The following is a 20,803-nucleotide window of genomic DNA, read 5'->3' on the forward strand; positions in this document are numbered from 1 at the left end:
TGCTGTCAAGGAATTTCCCGGTCCAAGCAGGAGGAGCGATGACACCACGCTCATGGGCGGACTCCCCAAGGTCTTGGCGCATGTCGGTGCCTGCCAGCGCTCCGAATGCACCCACAACAACAACCTCATGTGCGCGGCCCACGACGTCCGCATCGGCCCCGGTGCAGAGGCCGCTGATTGCCTGACTTACCAACACGCCTGAGGCTCCTTTCAGTCAGCCTTCGTCATCAACATCTGAATATCCGCACAGCGGGCACGTCCCCTCCCGACGGGGGCGTGCCCGCTGCCGCGTCCGGATGTATTCTGATGCCGAATGACATGACAAAAAACGTGAAATGTGTCTTATCTCATATTCCACTATCGCTCTGTACTCTATGAATCGGCTGGGCCTCACCGGATTACAAAACTGTCAATCGGTGTCCGTCCTTAGTTGATTGATCTTGACATGACCGCCACGATCGCCCGGAAAGGTGCAATCACTCGTGAATTCACAAGGAAAGAGCTTCTTTGGAAGCCGAGGGCTTCGAAAAGCTGCGGCGCTGGCCGTCGGACTACCGGTTCTGCTCTCCTCCGTGGCGTTGACACCCGCTCAAGCTGCGCCCGCTTCCCGCCCAGCGGTCTTCGGATCAACGGTTGCGGCGGTTGCCCGAAATGTCGACCCCAAGTCCTATCAAGACGGCCGATACGTCGTGGTGCTGGCAGAGAAGCCAGCAGCCACTTACGACGGCGGAACGCCCGGTTATGTGCCCACCAAACCGCAAGCGGGCAAGAAGCTCGACGTCGGCAAGACCGAAGTGAAGCAGTACCAGGCCCACTTGCAGCAGAAGCAGCAGGAAGTGGCCAAGCAGCAGAGCGTGAGCATCAATCGCGACTACACCACAGCCATCAACGGCTTCAGCGCCACTCTTTCCGCGAACCAGGCCGTCAACCTCGCGAAGAACCCAAATGTTCTCCTCGTGGCCCCGGACACCCAGTCGGCTCCTGACTACTCCACCACCGATTTCTTCAACCTCAGTGGGTCGAACGGGATTTGGAATACCCAGTTCGGCGGCCAGGACCAGGCAGGCAAGGGCACAGTGGTCGGTGTGATCGACACCGGCTACACACCCAGCAGCAAGTTCTTCGCCGGCGATCCCGTCCAGCCGTTGGTCGGGGACCCGCAGGTGGGCGTTCCGTACCGGACGAATGACGGCAAGATCGCCATGCTGAAGGCCAACGGAGATACCTTCGTAGGTGAATGCCAGAAGGGCACCGGCAATGGGGCGGCCTTTGACGGCAGCGCCTGCAATTCCAAAGTCCTCAGTGCCCACTATTTCGCGGATGCCTTCCTGCAATCGGTTCCGCCAGCCCAACGGGCGCCCCAGGAACAGATCTCGCCTATCGACGTCGCGAGCCACGGTACGCACACTGCCAGCACCGCCGCGGGCAACCCCGGCGTGGAGACGTTCGTGGATGGCCGCAGCTTCGGCAAGACGAGCGGTATTGCGCCGGCCGCCAAGCTTTCGATTTACAAGATCTGCTGGGAAGACACCAACCCCAACTCGGGCGGCTGTTACAGCTCCGCGGCCATCTCGGCCATTGACCAAGCTATTGCCGACGGCGTGGACGTCCTGAACTACTCCATTTCCGGCGCTACGGACACCACCACCGATCCCGTCTCGCTGGCATTCCTTTCTGCCGCCTCGGCGGGCATCTTCGTCGCCGCGTCTGCCGGAAACTCAGGCCCGCAGGCCAGCACCGTAAACCACGGCGCGCCCTGGATGACCACGGTTGCGGCTACCTCCTTCTCGCAGGAGCTGCAGGGAACCGTCGAATTCGCCGATGGCAGCAAGTTCCGCGGAGCCAGCATCATGAACCGCCAGGTGAGCGGGGCCGGCGTCGTGCTCTCCGCAAACGCGGCCTCAGGCGCCGGCAACGCGGCGCTCTGTGCGCCTGGGTCCTTGGACCCGGCGAAGATCGCCGGCAAGGTAGTCGTGTGTGATCGAGGCGTGGTTGACCGCGTCGCCAAGAGCGCCGAGGTGCTCCGTGGCGGAGGTGTCGGCATGATCCTTGTGAACCTCACCAGTTCTTCGCTGGACACTGACAAGCATTCTGTTCCCACAGTCCACGTGAATCCGCCGGCCTCGCAGGCAATCAAGGACAAAGTGGCAGCCAACCCCGGAATGACTGTTTCCCTGGTTAACCACGACACCACCGGGCTTCCGCTCGAGGCGCAGCCGCAGATCGCCGGATTCTCCTCCCGCGGCCCGCTCCTTGCCACCGATTCGGATCTGCTCAAGCCGGACGTTTCGGCTCCTGGTGTTGCCGTGCTGGCAGGTGTTTCGCCCATCGGCAGCAAGGGTGATGAATACGGATTCATGTCCGGTACATCCATGGCGTCGCCGCACATTGCAGGTTTCGGAGCCTTGATCATGGCGAAGAATCCCGACTGGTCCCCGGCAGCGGTCAAATCGGCCATGATGACCACTGCGAGTGACGTCAAGCTGGCCGATGGAAGCAAGAACCAGGACGTCTTCGCCACCGGTGCGGGAGAGATGAATCCGGCCAGCGTGCTGGAACCGGGCCTGATCTACGACGCCGGAACCGAGGACTACCTGAGCTTCATCCAGGGCACCGGCGTCGATCTCGGCAAGCCGGGACTTGGCTCTACCTTGCCTCGCGACATGAACCTCCCTTCGTTCGCCGTAGGAAACCTGGCCGGAAAGATCGAGGTCACACGCACGGTCACGGCCCTGACTCCGGGCCAGTACCGGGCCACGGCCAACGTCCCTGGCGTTGACGTCAAGGTCACTCCGTCTGTGCTGAACTTCAACGAGGCCGGCCAGAAGAAAACCTTCAAGGTGACCTTCGAAAACAAGAGCGCGGCCCTAGGTACATTCGCCATGGGATCCCTGAAATGGGAAGGCGCCAACAAGTCGGTGGTCTCCCCGATTGCGGTCCGCCCGCAGTCGGTGGTGGCCTCGAAGAACGTCGCCTTCACGTCCCAGCAAGGTAGTGGCTCGGGGCAGATCAACATTGTCTCCGGTACCGACTCACCCACAGCCGTGACCCTTGATGGCCTCTTGAGGGCTGTTTCCTCGGCCGCGGAGCTAGTTCCGGGTCCTGTGGCGATGACAAGCGATTCCTCGAACTTTGTGACGCCCGCCATGGTTTCCCCCGGAACTGCATTCGCGAAGTTCTCGGTGGTCTCCTCCGATCCCGCCGCGGATTTCGATCTCTATGTGATCTCGCCGTCGGGGCACCTGTTCGCGGCTGCCACACCCAGTGCCAGCGAATCGCTCTACCTCGACAACCCGGAGCCAGGGCCATACACAATCATCGCGAACCTGTCTGCCAGCCCCCAAAACCGGCCCACCAAGGCCAGCGTTGATGTCGCCCTACCGGACACAAACCCCGGCAAAGCGACAGTCACTCCCAACCCGATCCAGCTGAAGAACGGCAAGGCCGGGAAGCTCACTTTTGCGTGGAGCGGTCTTAACCCGGGCTCCTACCTCGGTCGGCTCACGTTTGCCGGTACCAGTGCTCCGACCTTTGTCTCTGTGCTGATCTCGGCGAACGGCAGCGTCTCCGTGGTGCCGAACGATGACCAAGAAGGCGAGCACGGCAAGGCAAAGCTCAAGACTGAAGAAGACTCCCATTCAGACACCGCCTTTTTTAATGGCGATTTTGCTCTGAAAAAAACACAAGCGAGCGCCCGGGGGGTTACCCCGCCGGCCGCTCTCTTGTTCTTCGCCGGACGCTCGCTCATATTTGAGCCCAAACGGGGCAACGCCCCTGCAGATGATCTGATCGAGGGTTGGGTTGGGAGGCACCGTATGTGAGCGGGCGTCGGGGTGGGGAGGCACCATATGTGAGGGGGGGTCAGCCTGAGGGGCGTTATATCTGCAGGAGCGTTCCGGTTTTGTCCCCTATATGTGAGTGAGGGTCGGGTTGGGGGTGCCCTGCCTAGATGTTTCCCGTGGACCCGGAGGTTCCGCCGAGGAGTGCGGCCATGGTGCCCCAACGGGCGATCTCACAGCCGTCCGTCCGGCTGAAGCGGCTGCTGACCTCGCGTCCGCGGAACCGGCCCGTCACCACGGCCACCTGCGGACCGCCGTACTGCTGCGTGCAGATCCGGTCCGGCCGCGGTACCGGAAAAAAGATCTCTTCGCCGAATTGCTCGACGGCGGCAAGCGCCGCGCGAGCGTCCGGAAGAGTCGAGCCTTCGGAGACTTCGCCGCCCGAGCCGAGCAGGACGAACTCGTGATCCACAGCGCCTGGCGCCTCGGTCAGCGTGATCGTGAGTTCGACGTCGTACTTTCCATTGCTTGAAGTCATGAGTGTCCTTTGTGAGACTGTGCCGGTACCAGGAGCTCAAGAAGCGGCCGCACTTCGTCCAGGACCCGGGTGCGGAGCTCCTGGGCTTCGGCGGCGAATGCCCGCTGATACTCAACGTACTCGGCCTTGCCTTGCGGTGTCTCGATCCTGATGGCCGGATAGCCCCATTCTTCAAGGTCGTATGGGGAGGCCTGCATGTCCATGGCCCTGATCCGCCAAGACAGTTCGAAGCAATCCATCACCAGTTCACTGGGCAGCGCCGGGGTCAGTTTGTATGCCCATTTGTAGAGGTCCATGTTGGCGTGCAGGCAACCGGGTTGCTCCATGGTCCGCTGGTTTTCCCGCGTGGGGGTGAGTTCGTTGAGTGGGGTGGCGTCCGGAGTGTAGAAACGGAAAGCGTCGAAGTGCGAGCAGCGGATCCGGTTGTCTTCCACCACTGTGTCTGTGCCTTCGGAACCGAGCCGCAGCTTGAGGTACTCGTGACGAAGGTGGAACTTGTCCTGCCTGTAGACCATTGCCCATTCGTGCAGGCCGAAGCAGCCAAACTGGGCGGGCCGCGCGACGGTCCCCGCCAGGATGATGCCCGCGAAGCGGACGGCTTCGGTGCGGTCGGCCACGAACCGGCTTCGATCGAAGGTGACCGCGACGGTACCGTCAGGCAGGCCCGCGGCCGCCAGTTCGCCGTCGTCGAGCACTCGGTAATACTTCCACCCCGCCCGCTCCGCCGCCTTCGGGCCGGAGAGGACGACGCCGTCCCCGGGGTGCCAGCGCAGAAGCTGGCCGGGTTTCTGGGTGTAGTAGGTGAAGAGGAAATCCTCCACGGGATGCTTCTGGCCGGCGGAACGCCGGGCCAAATACGGCTTGGCGTAGCGCTCAACGCGCGCGTGGTGGGCAGCCTCCAGCGCAAGCCATTTCTCTTGCGCGAGGTGCTTTTGCCTAGGCTCCGGCACCGCTGGAACCCAGGATGTCGGCGACGGCGGCCCATGCGGCGATTTCGCAGCCGTCAGTGAGTTTGTAGGAGGATTCGACACCCACGCCATCTACGGCCCCCGTGACTGTAGCCGTCTGGGGACCGCCGTAGCGCTGGTCGCAGACCTGGTCGCCGGGACGTGGCGTGCGCGTGAGAAGGGCCGGGTTCTTCTTCAGGGCTGCGCACCCTGCGGCTGCGGTGGGGTGGTGGCTCTCCGCGGCGGGGACGCCGTCGGTGCAGACGAGGGTATAGCTTTCCGCGGCTGCAGTGGTGGACGGCTTGACGATGATGGAAAGTTCGGCTTCTCCGCGGCCGGGAGTGGTGGTGAAGGAGGGGGTCGGTTTGGTGCTGGGAGATTCCGTCTCGTCCGGTAGGAGTCCGGTGGGGCTGGGCGACGGCGTGGAGGACGTGCTGCTGCCGGGGGCCGAGCTGCTGGGCGAGCCGCTCCCGGTGCCCGGCGTGCAGGCGGCGAGCCCAGCGACAGCGAGGACAGCCAGAACGTACCGGACTATTCGCAAACGCATGGGGATCTCCTTGATTCCTGCCAGTTTATCGCCCGGCGGCCGCTCCGGGGAGTTGAGTGGCCGCGATGAGCCCGGTCATCGCCCGGTGCAGTTCCGCCACTTCGGCCCGCGTGAGGTGGAGCCGCTCCATGATGGTTCCCGGCACGGCCGTTGCCTGCTGCCTGAGGGCGGCACCGGCTTCGGTAAGGGTGATAGCGAGGGCCCGCTCGTTTCCGTGGATGCGGTTGCGGGTCACGAAGCCTGCTTCTTCGAGCCGGCGCAGGATGGGCGAAAGAGTGGCCGGCTCGTGGAGGAGTGCCTCGCTGATGTCCTTGAGCGTGCGGGGACTGCGTTCCCACAGGGCCAGCATCACGAGGTATTGCGGATGTGTCAGGCCCATCTTTTCGAGCACCGGCTTGTAGACGCCCACCACGCTTCGCGATGCCACCGTCAGGGCAAAGCACAATTGACGCTCAAGCAGCAGGTCGTCTTCGGGCGGCGTGGTGGTTTCGAGGGCAATGGGTGTGCCTGCGGCAACCATGGCTTGCTCCATTCCGTATCGGTGACCGGGCTGTGCCGATCGATAGTTAGTGCACTAATTGTTAGTGTACTCTTAAACCACAACATCCTTTTGAGAGAGGGTAGACCAGGTGGCCAAAGAGACCATGACCCAGAGATTCATGCGTGCAACTGGCAAGCTGCGGATCATTTTCGGGCCGGCGCACAGCAGTTCCTTGGATCATGAAATGACCGAGGAGAACAAGCGCCTCCTCGCGCGGCGCCAGGCCGAAGCGCAGCAATGGGAGACCATTCGCAGGCCCGACGGCAGCACCTACGTGGTCCCCAAGAACCCGGAGGACAAGTCCCTCCGCTGAGGCCAACCGCTACCTCGCAGGTCCCCACCGGCTCCCAGCCTTCGCAAGCTCAGGCGGGGTCCCTCGCCGGTGTGGGCCCACGCGCGGGGTCCCTCGCCGGTGTGGGCCCACGCGCCTTTTGCGGGTTCCGGGCGTAAAATTGGCCTCACTGGAACCACTCAGCTCCAACCGCACGGCTGGACCTCGCAGCGGGGAAGGAGGTGGGAATTGTGGGACATGCACTCGATGGCTTTATGAAGGTGACAGATCGACTGCGTTTCTGGTTCGGCCCGGCGACGCGGGGCGACATTGATACGCCCGTAGTCCACAAGCATGACGACTTCGAAACGGCGTCCGAAGAAGACCTGGGGCATTTCGTCGTCGAAACAGACGACCAGGGCCACCACTACGGAATCCGCAAGGAAGACTCCTGAGGCCGCGTTGCGGCCACTAGCCGTAGGAGAACGAAAGAACCGGAGCGTGAGCCCCGGTTCTTTCGCGTCTAAGTACTTCAGATCCCGACGGCGGGTGCCCGACTGTGCGTTCCCGGCGGCGGTGCCCGACCGCGGAGGCCGGCTAGCGGCCGGTGCCGCCGTAGACGGTTGCCTCGGCTTCGCCGTCGAGCTCGAACGCCTTATGGATGGCGCGCACGGCGTCGTCCAGCAGATCGGCGTGGGTGACCACGGAGATGCGGATTTCCGAGGTGGAGATCATGTTGATGTTGATGCCTGCGTCCGAAAGCGCCTTGAAGAACGTGGCGGAGACGCCCGGGTGCGAACGCATACCGGCGCCGATCAGGGAAAGCTTGCCGACGTTTTCGTTGTACTCGATGCTTTCGAAGCCGATTTCCGGCTGCGCGGCACGGAGGGCAGTGAGGGCGTCGGCGCCTTCCACGATTGGCAGCGTGAAGGAAATGTCGGTGCGGCCGGTGCCGTGAGTGGACACGTTCTGAACGATCATGTCGATGTTCGAGTGTGCCTTGGCGATGACCTGGAAAATTGCGGCGGCCTTGCCGGGGATGTCCGGGACGCCGACTACGGTGACCTTGGCTTCTGAACGGTCGTGTGCAACGCCGGAGATGATTGGCTGCTCCAAGGCAACTCCCTCTTGAATCGTGATCTTGTCATCGGCGCTGGGCAGGACCCAGGTGCCTTCGTTGTGGCTGAATGAGGAACGGACGTGCAGTGGCACACCAAAGCGGCGAGCATATTCCACGCAGCGCAAGTGCAGGATCTTGGCACCGGAGGCTGCCAATTCCAGCATTTCCTCGCTGGAGATACGGTCGATCTTTTGTGCCGTCGAGACCACGCGCGGGTCCGCCGTGTAGATGCCGTCGACGTCCGTGTAGATCTCACAGACATCGGCTTCCAGTGCGGCGGCGAGAGCCACCGCAGTGGTATCGGATCCGCCGCGGCCAAGGGTGGTGATTTCCTTGGTGCTGTGGCTCATGCCCTGGAAGCCGGCCACGATGGCGATATGTCCCTTGTCCAGGGCAGTGCGGATGCGGTGGGGGTCGACGTCGATAATGCGGGCCTTGCCGTGGATGCCGTCCGTGATCATGCCGGCCTGTGAGCCTGTGAACGACTGGGCGGAGGCGCCGAACTTGTTGATGGCCATGGCCAGCAGGGCCATGGAGATGCGCTCGCCTGCGGAAAGGAGCATGTCCATTTCGCGGGCGGGAGCGGAATCGGTGACTTGGGCAGCGAGGTCCAGGAGCTCGTCCGTGGTGTCGCCCATGGCCGAAACCACCACAACAACCTCGTTGCCGGCCTTTTGTGCGTCAACCACGCGGCGGGCAACACGCTTGATGCCTTCGGCGTCGGACACCGAGGAGCCACCGAACTTCTGCACGATCAGCTGCTTCGTGATGGCAGTCTGAGCGGACAAGTCTTCGGTTTTCACATCGGTAGTGGGCAAACTCATGCGCGCACCCTCACTGCATCAATTGGGGATCATACGTTGCTTGGCCAGATAACGGCACGGCTACGTAGCTTATTTGGCCAGTTTATCGCCGGGCGCCGCGGGCAGGGGAATTGTGACCAAATCTCGGCCTTGGGGTGGATGTCCGGCCGTTTCAGCGTGGCGTACGATCAAGAAATACGCAGCCTGAGGGCACGTGGGCTCGCAGGAAGTGAAGCGTACTTATACTGTCTGGGGGAACAGGTGAGTGGAGCATGTCCATAACTGAAAGTTCAAACCTCCCGGGGAGTGTTGCCCTCGGCGTATCCGCGGTAGGCGTCTCACGCCGCTTCGGTACGGTCCATGCAGTGGAGCACATCGATTTCCACGCGCCGGCCGGGAAGGTCACGGCGCTCATCGGTCCCAACGGGGCTGGCAAGACGACGCTCCTGCTCATGCTGGCCTCACTTCTTCGCCCCGACTCAGGGACCATCCGGATTGACGGCCTGGATCCACTCCGGGACAGCGCCGCCGTGCGGCTTCGGATCGGCTGGATGCCGGACACCCTGGGGGTGTGGGAATCCTTGACCGCGAGGGAAATCCTGGTCCAGATGGCCCGCTTCTACCGTCTGCCCAACGCCGGTATCGGCCAGCGTGTGGACGAGCTGCTCGAACTCGTCCGCTTGGATGCACTTGCTGGCCAGCCCGCGCGGGTGCTCTCCCGGGGTCAACAGCAGCGGCTTAGCTTGGCCCGAGCCCTCATCCACGATCCCTCCGTGCTCCTTCTCGACGAGCCAGCTTCCGGCCTTGATCCGGGATCCAGGGTGGAGCTTCGGAACCTGCTGCGCCGCCTCGCGGGGGCCGGGAAAGCCGTGGTGGTTTCCTCCCACGTCCTCAGTGAGCTGGACGAAATCGCAGACGGTGCGGTGTTCGTCAACCAAGGACGCACTGTGAAACAGCAGACCCTCGAGGAGGCGGCGCGGCAAGGCCGCCGCTACGCGATCACGGCCCTCGACAACCAGGCCCTCGCGGCAAAGCTCAGCGAGCTGAACCTGGAATATCGCGTGGAGGCAGGCCTCCATCCGTCGGTCACCTTGCTGTTGACGCACGACGACGGCGCTGCGGCCCTCCTCCGGGACCTCGTCACGGCCGGCATCGAGGTAGTTTCTTTCGCGCCGGCCGCAGGCGCCCTCGAAGAGACCTACATGAACCTGGAAACGGAGCGACGGTGAGCAACGTGACTGAAACCGTGCCGGGTCCAGCGGGACCGCAGGGAACTACGGGCGGCGGGAACGCCGTCGTCGGCTATCTCAGCGGGATCCGCGACGTCGTGGTCCTTGAGATGAAACAACGGCTGCGCTCCCGCGGCTGGTACATCATGTTGGGCATCTGGTTCGTGGTCATCGCGGTAGTGACGTGGCTGACTTGGGCCGCCTGGAGCGCCTCCGCCGGAATCCAGCGTTCGATGCCCTCGTCCGGGATGTCAATGCAAAGCGGACCGGGATCCGCGATCTTCGAAGCGGTCCTGGTTTTTGTGCTGCTCTTTGCCTTGCTGGTGGCTCCGGCATTGTCCGCAAATGCCGTCAATGGGGACCGCGCCGGCGGCACGCTGGCTATCCTGCAGGTGACGTTGCTTACCCCGGGACAGATACTTTGGGGCAAGTTCCTGGCGGCGTGGCTAGCGGCACTTGCCTTCTTGGTAACCAGTATCCCGTTCCTAGTCTTCGGCCTGGTCCAGGGCGGCCTGTCTCCCGGCCACATCCTGGTGTCCCTACTCATGTTGGGAGTGGAGATCGCGATTGTCTGTGGCATCGGCGTGGGAATTTCCGCGCTCGCGGGCCGGCCGCTCTTTTCGATCGTCGTGAGCTATCTGACGGTTGCCGGCCTGGTGGTCCTGTCCCTGATCGCTTTTGGCTTGGGTATGCAGTTGACACAGGAATCCGTCATGGTGGATGAACCCGGTCCGTCCATGGCGTACATCCCGCCCTCTGCTTCCGGGGGTCCGCAGTCAATCCCTTGCAGGCCGGTGCAGCAAACAGTGTTCCATACCGAACGCGTGGCGCTGGTGCTGGCCATCAACCCGTTCGTGGTGGTGGCGGACGCCATTCCCTACCCGGAGCGGGACAGCGCGAATTCCATGCTTGGCGCCGGGATGCTCGAGGGCATCAGCCAAGGCACACGGCAAGCACTGGCCGGCCCCAGGCTGCCGTTTTCCCCTTGTGTCGACGGGGTGTACCAGCCGCAGAACCAGCAGTTGCAGAACCAGTACCAGTACCTGCAACAGACCACACCAGTGTGGCCCCTCGGGCTGAGCATGCAGCTGGTGCTGGCAGGGTTGCTCATGTGGCTCGGGTGGCGAGCGCTACGGACGCCTGCAAACCGGCTGGCCCGAGGCACTCGGATCGCTTAGGCCGGATTTGGACTGGTCCCGCGGCGTGCAAGGGTGCGCGCAGGGAACCGCGCGAGGCCGCGTCGGTTAGCTGAAGCGGGTTTTTACATGAGCGCGTTGCGGCGGCCCTCGAAGGCCCTTCCGAGGGTAACTTCGTCCGCGTACTCCAGATCTCCGCCCACCGGGAGGCCGGAAGCGAGCCTGGTGACGATGATGCCGATCGACTTCAACATGCGGGCCAGGTAGGTGGCTGTCGCTTCGCCTTCAAGGTTGGGGTCGGTCGCGATGATGATTTCCTGGATGGCGCCATCGTTGAGCCTGGTGAGGAGTTCCCGGATGCGGAGCTGCTCCGGCCCGATGCCGGCGATCGGATTGATGGCGCCGCCCAGCACGTGATAGCGGCCGCGGAAAGACCGCGTGCGTTCCACAGCCAGAACATCCTTGGATTCTTCGACAACGCAGATCACGGAGGGATCGCGGCGCGGATCGCGGCAGATGTTGCACAGCTCCTGCTCGGTGACGTTGCCGCAGACCGTGCAGAACTTCACCCGTTCCTTGACCGTGGTGATGGCCGCGACCAGTCGCTTCATGTCCTCGGGATCGGCCTCAAGGATGTGGAAGGCAAGACGCTGCGCCGATTTTGGCCCGACGCCCGGGAGCCGGCCGAGCTCGTCGATCAGCTCTTGTACTGCGCCTTCGTACACAATGTCCTCGTTCGTTCTATGCGCGCCCATTGTTGTTGTGCGGGCGTCGCGGTTTGGTGGCACCTTGCTGAGGTGCCGGAGGGTTCGCAACGGTGGTTCCATGGGGTTCCATCGGGTTCCACAGGGAATACCGCGCAATCCACGCAAGATGTTGTTTCCGGCCGTTAGCCGCGCATCAAGGGAGTGCCGTCCAGCGACCTTTCTTCCAGTAGCTTCCCGCCCAGAATACGCTCGACGGCGGCTCGCCCAAAGACTCCGGACTCCTCGATCGTCTCGTCGTCGGCACTCGGGATATCTTCCACCACGACGCCGGAAGCGGCTGCAGCCCGTGCCGGCGCCTTCTCGCGCCCGGCCATGGCTTCGGGACTGTTCGAAAGCCGTTGGTAGAGGCTTTGCTTCCCGGTTCCCGAAGGCGCCGATACTGGCGTTTGGGCAGTCGCTGGAACCTGGGCCGTGGACAGCGCGAGTCCTACCGCCGAATGTCGGGTTTCGTCTCCGGGCGTTGCGGCTGCTGGCGTGGAAGCCGGTGCCGAAGCCTGCGGCTGGCTTGGAATCTGTGCGGCCGCGGGTTCATAGGCGGGACTTGCGGTTGCTGCCCCTGATGGAGGGGTTTGCCCGGAGGCTGAGTTGCCTGAAGCCCCAGCGCCAACGTTGGATTCGGTGCTGACCACCCAAGAACCGGGTGCGTGCTCGACAGCCTTGGACCAAGGATCTTCCGGGGCCTCGGGCTTCTTCTTTACGGGAGTGGCTTGGGGTGAGCGCTTGCTTGTTGCCGCAGGGCTGCCGGTGGTCGAACCGTTCAGCCCTGGAGCCGCGGCTGGAGACATGGCGACCTGCGGAACGGCGGCTTGCGGAACGGCGGCTTGCGGAACGGCGGCTTGCGGAACGGCGGCTTGCGGCGCGGACGTCCCTGCCGCGGGCATAGCGGCGAGGCCCAGGGGTGCCGATGGCACCCAATCCATCGGCGGTTCTTCGTCGAGCGGGGGAGCGTCCTCGTCCCGCGGGGGACCCCAATCGTCGTCCGAATACGAGTAGTCCATACCCGGGTCGGCGCTTGGGGTCGCGAGTGCAGCTGTGGCCGAAACCGGGGCGGGCACCTCCGGGGACGCGATGGCTGCCGCTGCGGGCGACACAATGGCTGCCGCTACAGCCGGCCGCTGCTCGGCGGAAACTGGTTGGTTGGCCGGAGCGGCGTCTGGTGCCTGAGCCGGTAGTGACCCCTGAACCTGTGCGGACGCCTCGCCAATGGTCGAAGGAGCCTGCCCAGAAGTTGCCTGCCCGGAGGTTGCCGGAGCGGCGTCTGGTGCCTGCACTGCTGGTGCGGGTGCTAGGACCTGTGACGCGTCATCCTTGCCCGCTTCAGGGGCGGCAGCGGCGCTTTGCGTTGCAGGGGCAAGTCCCCATGCGCTATCCACGGCGGACGACGCTGTTGGAGAGGCGCCTCCGGTTACGGGGGGCGCCGGGTCAGCCGGTGCTTTTGGGTCTGGCTCAGAGCTACCTGAGCTGTTGCCGCCGACGACGGAGGTGATTTGGCAGTCGATGCCGATCGTTTTGTGGATGGCTTGGCGAAGGTTTTCGGCGTGGTCCGCCCGGTTGAAGGCGCTCGCAAGGCCGTCAGTGCTGAATGCCAGGGTCAGAAGTTGGCCGTCGAACTGTGCCACCTGCGCGTTGGCTCCAACCAAAGCCCAGCTGCTGCGCTTGATCTTGGTCAGCGTCTGGAGGATCTCGGGCCAAGCGCGACGGATGACCTCGACGTCGGCGCCACCGGTAGAGGGACGAGGGGCCAGCGCGGGCGCTGACGCTGATGCCCGGGTTGGCGCGGGTGCTTGGCTTGCCGCTTGTGCCGCTGCAGGTTGGGGGCGTTCCTGCTCGAGTGGCGGTGGAACCGCTGGTGCTTGGCTTGGCGCGGGTGCTTCGGCAACGGGCTGCTCGGTACGGCTCGCGGCAGGTACGGGCGTATGCGTGGCGGATTCGGCAGCGGCACGGCTGGCCGGTTGCCTGGCCTCGTCCACGGGCCAGTCATTGGTGGACACGCGTGGCGGCGTGAGCTGGTCCCTCGACGGGTACTCGGAAACAGGCGGGGTTTCAGAAACAGGCCGGGTTTCAGCAATGGGTTGGGTTTCAGGAACCGGCCAGGCCCCGGGAACGGTCGGGGCGTCGGAAGCAGGAGCCTCAGCGACCGCCGGTACCCCGGACACTGGTGGGGTGGAAGCGGAACTGGCCGCCGCCGTCGTGCGTTCCGCTGGCCGTTCCACTTGGCGGGCAGGCGGGACTGCGGCTACGGAGGGAACCGCGGTAACGGCAGGCGAACCTTGGGCTTCCGCCGTGGGGAGTGCCTCGCCGTAATTGAGTCGGCGTTCGACGCGGTCGATCCGGGCGGCGATGCCACGTTCGGTCTGCTCGGAACTGGGCAGCAGGATCCGGGCGCAGAGCAGTTCGAGATGCAGCCGAGGTGAGGTGGCGCCGGTCATTTCGGTGAGCGCGGTATTGGTGACGTCGGCGGCGCGGGAGAGTTCCGCGGCACCAAGGTTGTTGGCTTGGCTGCGCATGCGGGCAATCTGGTCCGCGGGCATGCCACGGAGGATGGCTTGGGCGCTCTCCGGCATGGCCTGGACGATGATGAGATCGCGGAATCGCTCCAGCAAGTCCTCGACGAAGCGGCGGGGATCGTGCCCAGTTTGGATGACACGGTCCACGGCGCGGAAGACGGTGACGGAATCGGACGCGGCGATTGCCTCTACGACGTCGTCAAGCAGCGAAGCGTGCGTGTATCCGAGAAGCGCGACGGCGAGTTCATAGTCCAGGCCGTTGGGTCCGGCACCGGCCATGAGTTGGTCCAGCACGGAGAGGGAGTCGCGCACCGAGCCGCCGCCGGCTCGGATAACGAGGGAGAGCACTCCGGGAGCAACGGGCACGTTTTCCTGTTGGCAGAGAAGCTCGAGGTACTGCATCAGGGGCTCGGGCGGCACCAGCCTGAAGGGGTAGTGGTGCGTGCGGGAGCGGATGGTGCCAATGACTTTGTCCGGCTCCGTGGTGGCGAAGATGAACTTGATGTGTTCCGGCGGCTCTTCAACGATCTTCAGCAGCGCGTTGAAACCCGCAGAGGTGACCATGTGGGCTTCGTCAATAATGAAGATCTTGTAGCGGTCCCGGACCGGGGCGAACGTGGCGCGCTCGCGGAGATCACGGGCATCATCCACGCCACCGTGGCTGGCGGCGTCGATCTCGATGACATCAAGGGATCCGGAGCCGCCACGAGCCAGCTCAACGCAGCTATTGCATTTGCCACAAGGTGTGTCCGTAGGGCCTTCGGCGCAGTTGAGGCAACGGGCCAGGATGCGGGCGGACGTGGTCTTTCCGCACCCGCGGGGACCGGAGAAGAGGTAGGCGTGGTTGACGCGGTTCTTGCGCAGGGCCGTCATGAGCGGCTCCGTGACGTGTTCCTGCCCGATAACGTCCGCGAACGAATCCGGACGATATCTGCGGTAAAGAGCAGTAGTAACAGTCACAGGGGAAACCTACCTATAGGGACTGACATTTAAATAAGAGACCCCTCATGCACCCGCCAGAGCCCATCTACCCTTGCTACCTTCCGGTCCTGGGGGAGTTCAACAGGATGACGCCACATGAGGGGCCGTCGACAAGCTTACCCGAAGTTATCGAGCCCTCCGAATTCCGCGGGCAGGTCCCCTCGTGCTTCCTGGTTCCAGCGGACATGCCCCCTGTGAGAACCAGGGACTGGACATGTCCCCTTTGTGCCCCCTGGTTCCAGCGGACATGCCCCCTGTGAGAGCCAAGGAGTGGACATATTGGGATTATGTCCAGTGTGGGAGCGCAGGGGAGGGCATGTCCAGTGGACTAGCGCCAACTGTTTACCGCCCAGGTCATAAAGGCCGGCTCCTCATAGGGGTGGGCTGAACGCAAGGCCTGCACCACGGCGTCGAGCACGTTTGCTTCGACCACGCACTCCACCCGGACTTCCGCCACCGTCTCACCCTGTCCCACGGCTCCGATGAACGGCTGTGCTCCCGGCAATGGAGTGAAGCGTCCGGTGCCCGGGGTGGTGAAGGAACAATGCGAATAGTCGCCGATTTTGCCGGCCCCGGCATCGCCGATGGCGACCAGCAAGCTCTCGCTGTGCGATACAGGGACGTAGACAACAAGGGCATGTAGTTGGCTCATGCCACCATCTTCCCAGCGGTCCGTCGAAAACAGGTCAGAGGACGGTTCTTGATCTCCATTGCCAAACCGAGGAACGGAGCGGACTATGGGTATGTACACCGATTGGGGCAATCTCAAGATTGTGAGCCGCAGGGCCTGGTTTCAGGGGCTGGACCCAGCAGCTCAACGGAGTGCCGGAGGAATGGACGCATTGGGGGCGTCCATTTTTGCGTTTAAGGGCGCGAAAACCCCGGTCTGAGCCCCGGAAGTGCCGATTGGGCGATGCCGAAAATCTCGGGTACAGTGGAGTCTGCTTTTGATTCAGAAGCATGGAGAATTCGCCTAGCGGCCTATGGCGCACGCCTGGAACGCGTGTTGGGTTAACGCCCTCGGGGGTTCAAATCCCCCATTCTCCGCGTTTTGGCCCCGGTCTTTGGACCGGGGCCTTTTTGCGTCCTACGCCCGTTCCGCGGCCACCCGCTCCAGCACTTCCCGGCATGCCAGAATCGCAGGGTGGATCCGGCCGGCGGTGCGGGTCGACGTGAACACTGTCCGCTTCGGCATTCCCGGGAGATCCAGCAGTTGGACCGGCGTAGTCCTGCCGGTCCATACGAGGTCCGGCATCAGGGCCACCGCGTTGCCGGACTCGATGAGCCGAATCTGCGCTTGGAGGTCGGCAGTTTCGTAGCGGACGTCGGGCTCGAATCCGGCGGAGCGGCACGCCTGCTCCGCCCAGTGCCTCGATGCCGCGCCGCGCGGTTCCATGACCCAAGGCAATGCCGCCGTGTCCGCCAGCGAGGAAATCGATTCGCCGCCCAGTCCCAGCGGGGGAGTGGCCAGCCTGATGGCGTCGCTAGTCAGGGTGGCCCGGTCCAGTCCGGGGTGGTGCGGGGCGGCGTGTCCGGGGTATTGCTCGGCCACCACAATGTCGAAGTCGCGGGCCCAGGTTTCGTAGAGCGCTGTCTCGGGTTCGCGCTGGATCATCTCCACGCGCACCTCCGGGTACTCGCCCTTCATGATGGTGAGGAAGTCCGGCATGAGAGCCAGCGCCGCTGTTTGAAACACGGCCAGCCGGACGGTGCCTGTGACCGTGGAAAGTGATGCCGCCAGGTCCGTTTCTGCCCGCTCCAGCGTTGCCAGCAAGGCAGCCGCATGCTCCACGAGGATCTCGGCCTGCGGGGTGAGCTGCACGCGTCGCCCTGACTTTCTCAGCAGCTTCACGCCGGCTTCCTTCTCCAGCAAGGTCAGCTGCTGGGACACCGACGACGGGCTGTACTTCATTGCGTCAGCCACCTCTGCGAGCGTCCCGCGGATCTTCAATTCGTGCAGCAAGCGCAGCCTGCGGACATCCAGCATTTGGCTCTCCAGATGGGTCGAGAAATCTAACGAATATTGTTCAGAAAAGATCACTTTTCCTAATCTGATTGTAGATCCATACTGATGGAAACAAAGCCCTCTCCGCACCAAAGGAACGAAGCGCATGAGCACACCAACCCGGACGCAGTCCACCGCGGAATCCGGACACCTCCAGGAGCTGGCCCACGAAGCCATTCAACTGGTTCGACACTGGCTCACCGAAGCCTCGAAGGTGCCCGTTGACGTTTCCGCACAGCGCCTCGCAGGCGTCCTGAAGGACCCGAACGGCCTGGACTTCACGGTCGGATTCGTCGACGGCGTCATCCGCCCCGAGGATCTGTCCGTCGCCGGGCGAAACCTGGCCAAGCTGGCCCCGAAGGTCCCTGCATTCCTGCCCTGGTACATGCGCGCCGCTGTGCGTACCGGCGGTGTCATGGCACCGGTCCTGCCGCAGGTGGTCATCCCGATCGCCCGCAAGGTCCTGCGCGACATGGTGGGCCACCTGATCGTGGACGCCACGGACGCCAAGCTCGGTCCCGCCATCGCCAAGATCAAGCAGAACGGCGTCCACCTGAACGTGAACCTGCTGGGCGAGGCTGTCCTGGGCGAACGCGAAGCCAGCCGCAGGCTCGAGGGAACCCTCAAGCTCCTGGGGCGTGACGACGTCGACTACGTCTCCATTAAGGAATCCTCCACGGTGGCCCCGCACTCGCTCTGGGCCTTCGACGAGGCAGTGGACCACGTGGTGGAGAAGCTCACTCCGCTCTACCGGCTGGCAGCGTCCTTCCCCAAGCCCAAGTTCATCAACCTGGACATGGAGGAATACAAGGACCTGAGCCTGACCATGGCCGTGTTCACCCGGATTCTCGACAAGCCGGAATTCAAGAACCTCGAGGCCGGCATTGTGCTTCAGGCCTACCTCCCGGACGCGCTCTCGGCCATGCAGGAACTGCAGGAGTGGGCTGCGGTCCGCCGAGCCAACGGTGGCGCTCCAATCAAGGTGCGCGTGGTCAAGGGCGCCAACCTGCCCATGGAACAGGTCCAGGCTTCCATCCAGGGCTGGCCGCTCGCCACGTGGGGCACCAAGCAGGATTCGGACACCAACTACAAGCGCGTACTCAACTACGCCCTCACCCCCGAACACATCGATGCGGTGCGAATCGGCGTCGCCGGCCACAACCTCTTCGACGTGGCGTTCGCCTGGCTCCTGGCCAAAGAGCGCGGCATCGCCGCGCAGGGGCAAGGAGCGATTGAGTTCGAGATGCTCCTCGGCATGGCCACAGGCCAGGCCACGGCCGTCCGCAAAGACGTCGGCAGCCTGCTTTTGTACACGCCGGTGGTGCACCCGGGCGAGTTCGACGTCGCGATCGCCTACCTGATCCGCCGCCTCGAAGAAGGCGCCAGCCAGGACAACTTCATGTCTGCGGTGTTCGAACTCAGCGAGAACGAAGCGCTGTTCGAACGCGAGAAGCAGCGTTTCCTCGCCTCGCTCGCTGTGCTGGACGACGCCGTTCCGGCCCCCAACCGCACGCAGGACCGCAACAAGCCCGCGCCCTCCACTCCGGCAGAGGGCTTCGCCAATACCCCGGACACGGATCCCGCATTGCCCGCGAACCGCGCGTGGGGCCGCGACATCCTGAAGCGCATCCCGGGCTCCACGGCCGGCAACGCGATTGTCGACGCCAGCAAGGTCAGGGACGCCCAAGAACTGGACCGCATCATCGCCACGGCCGTGGAGCACGGCAAGGCTTGGGGCGCCATGCCGGCCGCCGAGCGCGCAGCCATCCTGCACCGGGCCGGCGACCTCCTGGAAACCCGCCGCGCCGAGCTTCTTGAGGTCATGGCTTCCGAGACCGGCAAGACGATCGAACAGGGCGACCCCGAAGTCAGCGAAGCAATCGACTTCGCGCACTACTACGCAGAGCGCGCCAAGGACCTGGAAACGGTCGACGGCGCCACGTTCGTCCCAGCGAACCTCACCGTCGTGACTCCGCCATGGAACTTCCCGGTGGCGATTCCCGCGGGCTCCACGCTGGCGGCACTCGCGGCGGGATCCGCCGTCGTGATCAAACCCGCAAAGCAGGCGCGCCGCTCCGGTTCCGTCATGGTGGACGCGCTGTGGGAGGCCGGCGTGCCGCGCGAAGTGCTGGCGCTTGTGCAGCTCGAAGAACGCGAGCTGGGCACCCAGCTGGTCTCACACCCCAGCGTTGACCGCGTGATCCTTACCGGCGGTTACGAGACCGCTGAGCTCTTCCGCTCCTTCCGGCAGGACCTCCCGCTGCTCGCCGAGACCTCGGGCAAGAACGCCATCATCGTCACCCCGCACGCGGACCTTGACCTGGCTGCGAAGGACGTCGTCTACTCGGCCTTCGGACACGCCGGACAGAAGTGCTCCGCGGCTTCCCTAGTGATCCTCGTCGGTTCCGTTGCCACCTCGGAGCGCTTCCACAACCAGCTCGTTGATGCTGCCCGCTCGCTCAAGGTGGGCTACCCGGAGCAGGCCACTACCCAGATGGGGCCGATCATCGAGCCGGCCAACGGTAAGCTCCTCAACGCCCTGACCACCCTCGGCGACGGCGAAACCTGGGCCGTGAAGCCGGAGAAGCTGGACGAGACCGGCCGCCTGTGGTCCCCGGGCATCCGGTTCGGCGTCAAGCGCGGCTCGTACTTCCATTTGACTGAGTTCTTCGGCCCGGTCCTGGGCGTCATGACCGCGGCCACCCTGGAAGAAGCCATCGCCATCCAGAACGAGATCGAATACGGCCTCACCGCCGGGCTGCACTCGCTCGATTCCGATGAAATGGGCGTCTGGCTGGACACCATCCAGGCCGGCAACCTGTACGTAAACCGCGGCATCACTGGCGCGATCGTCCAACGGCAGCCTTTCGGCGGCTGGAAGAAGTCGGCCGTGGGCGCGGGCACCAAAGCCGGTGGACCCAACTACCTGGTGGGCCTGGGCAATTGGCTCCCTGCCGAGCCTGGCGCCAAGCGCGGTGCCACGCTCAAGGGTGCGGCAGCGTCGATCCTGGCCGCAGCCAAGGCCGCAGGGCCGCTGGTTGAAGCCAGCGAAGCAGAGGCCCTGCAGAAGGCGCTCTTCAGCGACGCCGCAGCCTGGGCCACGGAGTTCGGCACCCGCAAGGACGTCTCCGGACTGAGCGCCGAGCGCAACGTCTTCGGGTACAGGGCCCTCCCCGTGACCGTCCGCTTGTCCGAGGGCGCGAAGCTCGTGGACTTGCTTCGTGTCGTAGCAGCCGGAGCAGTGGCGGGGTCGGCACTGACAGTGTCCTCCGCCGTCGAGCTTCCCGAATCCGTTGTTGCAGCCTTCGCCGGACTGGGCGTCAGCACCCGGATCCAGAACGACGCCGAATGGCTGGCTTTCGCGGCAGGCATCGAAGGTGGCCGCATCCGCCTGATAGGCGGGGACAGCAGTGCGCTGAGCGCCGCGACCGGAGGACGTCCCGACGTCGCGATCTACCACGGCACGGTGACCCCGGCTGGACGCATTGAGATGCTGCCGTTCCTGCACGAACAGGCCATCAGCATCACTGCGCACCGCTTCGGCACGCCGAACCACCTGTCAGACGCGTTGATCTAGCGATTCATCGAAGAAGCCCGGCGGTACGGCCACAAGCCGCTCGGCCGGGCTTCTT

The 20,803-nt window shown here is 64.1% G+C and carries 15 protein-coding genes, 1 tRNA gene, 1 other RNA gene and 1 pseudogene; 8 read left to right on the forward strand and 10 right to left on the reverse strand.

What is annotated here, in order from left to right; genetic code table 11:
- Nucleotides 1-40: 40 nt before the first annotated feature.
- Nucleotides 41-202, forward strand: a pseudogene (locus OOZ51_RS17135) (DUF1540 domain-containing protein); the annotation flags it as partial.
- A gap of 280 nt (nucleotides 203-482) precedes the next feature.
- Nucleotides 483-3,821, forward strand: a complete 3,339-nt coding sequence (locus tag OOZ51_RS17140) for a S8 family peptidase (RefSeq protein ID WP_265980981.1) — start codon at nucleotides 483-485, stop codon at nucleotides 3,819-3,821.
- 124 nt (nucleotides 3,822-3,945) lie between these two features.
- Here OOZ51_RS17140 and OOZ51_RS17145 read toward each other — a convergent pair whose 3' ends face one another.
- The 4 genes from OOZ51_RS17145 to OOZ51_RS17160 are packed head-to-tail and all read right to left on the reverse strand — an operon-like array spanning nucleotide 3,946 to nucleotide 6,331.
- Nucleotides 3,946-4,317: a serine protease inhibitor gene (locus OOZ51_RS17145; protein ID WP_265980982.1), complete on the reverse strand. Its 372-nt coding sequence runs from the start codon at nucleotides 4,315-4,317 to the stop codon at nucleotides 3,946-3,948.
- Complete coding sequence (locus tag OOZ51_RS17150; protein ID WP_416346404.1) at nucleotides 4,314-5,357, reverse strand: 3-methyladenine DNA glycosylase; 1,044 nt, start codon at nucleotides 5,355-5,357, stop codon at nucleotides 4,314-4,316. Before OOZ51_RS17150 ends, OOZ51_RS17145 begins: the two co-directional genes overlap by 4 nt.
- A complete protein-coding gene (locus tag OOZ51_RS17155) occupies nucleotides 5,254-5,811 on the reverse strand; it encodes an SSI family serine proteinase inhibitor (protein WP_265980984.1) in 558 nt (185 codons plus the stop codon). Before OOZ51_RS17155 ends, OOZ51_RS17150 begins: the two co-directional genes overlap by 104 nt.
- Before the next feature lie 25 nt (nucleotides 5,812-5,836).
- On the reverse strand, nucleotides 5,837-6,331 hold the full coding sequence (locus OOZ51_RS17160) for a MarR family winged helix-turn-helix transcriptional regulator (protein ID WP_265980985.1): 495 nt from the start codon (nucleotides 6,329-6,331) through the stop codon (nucleotides 5,837-5,839).
- Between the two features lie 124 nt (nucleotides 6,332-6,455).
- On the opposite strand from OOZ51_RS17160, the gene OOZ51_RS17165 reads away from it, so the two are divergent.
- Nucleotides 6,456-6,665, forward strand: coding sequence for a hypothetical protein (locus OOZ51_RS17165; protein ID WP_265980986.1), 210 nt, complete (start codon nucleotides 6,456-6,458; stop codon nucleotides 6,663-6,665).
- 233 nt (nucleotides 6,666-6,898) lie between these two features.
- Entirely contained in the window at nucleotides 6,899-7,078 is a 180-nt protein-coding gene (locus tag OOZ51_RS17170) for a hypothetical protein (protein WP_416346405.1), read from the forward strand.
- 142 nt (nucleotides 7,079-7,220) lie between these two features.
- Here OOZ51_RS17170 and OOZ51_RS17175 read toward each other — a convergent pair whose 3' ends face one another.
- The gene (locus OOZ51_RS17175) at nucleotides 7,221-8,567 is read right to left on the reverse strand and encodes an aspartate kinase (RefSeq protein WP_265980988.1); all 1,347 of its coding nucleotides are present in this window, start codon (nucleotides 8,565-8,567) and stop codon (nucleotides 7,221-7,223) included.
- Nucleotides 8,568-8,818: 251 nt separating this feature from the next.
- Between OOZ51_RS17175 and OOZ51_RS17180 the strand changes: the two genes are divergently transcribed.
- Together OOZ51_RS17180 and OOZ51_RS17185 are read left to right on the forward strand one after the other, a co-directional pair.
- The gene (locus OOZ51_RS17180) at nucleotides 8,819-9,775 is read left to right on the forward strand and encodes an ABC transporter ATP-binding protein (RefSeq protein ID WP_265980989.1); all 957 of its coding nucleotides are present in this window, start codon (nucleotides 8,819-8,821) and stop codon (nucleotides 9,773-9,775) included.
- Nucleotides 9,772-10,953, forward strand: coding sequence for an ABC transporter permease (locus tag OOZ51_RS17185; RefSeq protein ID WP_265980990.1), 1,182 nt, complete (start codon nucleotides 9,772-9,774; stop codon nucleotides 10,951-10,953). The genes OOZ51_RS17180 and OOZ51_RS17185 overlap by 4 nt, the downstream gene beginning before the upstream one ends.
- 83 nt (nucleotides 10,954-11,036) lie before the next feature.
- Here the strand turns inward: OOZ51_RS17185 and recR are convergent, their stop codons facing one another.
- The 4 genes from recR to OOZ51_RS17205 all read right to left on the reverse strand — a co-directional run bounded on the left by recR (nucleotide 11,037) and on the right by OOZ51_RS17205 (nucleotide 15,818).
- Nucleotides 11,037-11,636 carry a recombination mediator RecR gene (gene recR, locus OOZ51_RS17190; protein WP_323054781.1) on the reverse strand — a complete coding sequence of 200 codons (600 nt, stop codon included), beginning with the start codon at nucleotides 11,634-11,636 and terminating at the stop codon, nucleotides 11,037-11,039.
- Nucleotides 11,637-11,800: 164 nt separating this feature from the next.
- Nucleotides 11,801-15,145 (reverse strand): DNA polymerase III subunit gamma and tau, encoded by a 3,345-nt coding sequence (locus tag OOZ51_RS17195; protein WP_265980991.1) that lies wholly within the window; start codon nucleotides 15,143-15,145, stop codon nucleotides 11,801-11,803.
- 33 nt (nucleotides 15,146-15,178) lie between these two features.
- An RNA gene (gene ffs, locus OOZ51_RS17200) (signal recognition particle sRNA small type) lies at nucleotides 15,179-15,275 on the reverse strand.
- Nucleotides 15,276-15,494: 219 nt separating this feature from the next.
- Nucleotides 15,495-15,818, reverse strand: a complete 324-nt coding sequence (locus OOZ51_RS17205) for a YqfO family protein (protein ID WP_265980992.1) — start codon at nucleotides 15,816-15,818, stop codon at nucleotides 15,495-15,497.
- A gap of 310 nt (nucleotides 15,819-16,128) precedes the next feature.
- Here OOZ51_RS17205 and OOZ51_RS17210 point away from each other — a divergent pair.
- Nucleotides 16,129-16,213: transfer RNA gene (locus OOZ51_RS17210), tRNA-Ser, on the forward strand.
- Nucleotides 16,214-16,253: 40 nt separating this feature from the next.
- Here OOZ51_RS17210 and OOZ51_RS17215 read toward each other — a convergent pair.
- Nucleotides 16,254-17,153, reverse strand: coding sequence for a LysR substrate-binding domain-containing protein (locus OOZ51_RS17215; protein ID WP_265980993.1), 900 nt, complete (start codon nucleotides 17,151-17,153; stop codon nucleotides 16,254-16,256).
- Nucleotides 17,154-17,277: 124 nt separating this feature from the next.
- On the opposite strand from OOZ51_RS17215, the gene OOZ51_RS17220 reads away from it, so the two are divergent.
- Nucleotides 17,278-20,748, forward strand: a complete 3,471-nt coding sequence (locus OOZ51_RS17220; protein WP_265980994.1) for a bifunctional proline dehydrogenase/L-glutamate gamma-semialdehyde dehydrogenase — start codon at nucleotides 17,278-17,280, stop codon at nucleotides 20,746-20,748.
- The last annotated feature ends 55 nt before the right edge of the window (nucleotides 20,749-20,803 follow it).

This window comes from Arthrobacter rhizophilus (assembly GCF_026241105.1).
In the GTDB taxonomy this organism is placed as follows: Bacteria; Actinomycetota; Actinomycetes; order Actinomycetales; family Micrococcaceae; genus Arthrobacter.

Bases quoted from the DNA above. Each gene is read 5' to 3' on its own strand.
- OOZ51_RS17145 (WP_265980982.1), bottom strand. From the start codon at position 4,317: ATGACTTCAAGCAATGGAAAGTACGACGTCGAACTCACGATCACGCTG.
- OOZ51_RS17150 (WP_416346404.1), bottom strand. From the start codon at position 5,357: ATGGCGTGGGTGTCGAATCCTCCTACAAACTCACTGACGGCTGCGAAA.
- OOZ51_RS17155 (WP_265980984.1), bottom strand. From the start codon at position 5,811: ATGCGTTTGCGAATAGTCCGGTACGTTCTGGCTGTCCTCGCTGTCGCT.
- OOZ51_RS17160 (WP_265980985.1), bottom strand. From the start codon at position 6,331: ATGGTTGCCGCAGGCACACCCATTGCCCTCGAAACCACCACGCCGCCC.
- OOZ51_RS17165 (WP_265980986.1), top strand. From the start codon at position 6,456: ATGACCCAGAGATTCATGCGTGCAACTGGCAAGCTGCGGATCATTTTC.
- OOZ51_RS17170 (WP_416346405.1), top strand. From the start codon at position 6,899: ATGAAGGTGACAGATCGACTGCGTTTCTGGTTCGGCCCGGCGACGCGG.
- OOZ51_RS17175 (WP_265980988.1), bottom strand. From the start codon at position 8,567: ATGAGTTTGCCCACTACCGATGTGAAAACCGAAGACTTGTCCGCTCAG.
- OOZ51_RS17180 (WP_265980989.1), top strand. From the start codon at position 8,819: ATGTCCATAACTGAAAGTTCAAACCTCCCGGGGAGTGTTGCCCTCGGC.
- OOZ51_RS17205 (WP_265980992.1), bottom strand. From the start codon at position 15,818: ATGAGCCAACTACATGCCCTTGTTGTCTACGTCCCTGTATCGCACAGC.
- OOZ51_RS17215 (WP_265980993.1), bottom strand. From the start codon at position 17,153: ATGCTGGATGTCCGCAGGCTGCGCTTGCTGCACGAATTGAAGATCCGC.
- OOZ51_RS17220 (WP_265980994.1), top strand. From the start codon at position 17,278: ATGAGCACACCAACCCGGACGCAGTCCACCGCGGAATCCGGACACCTC.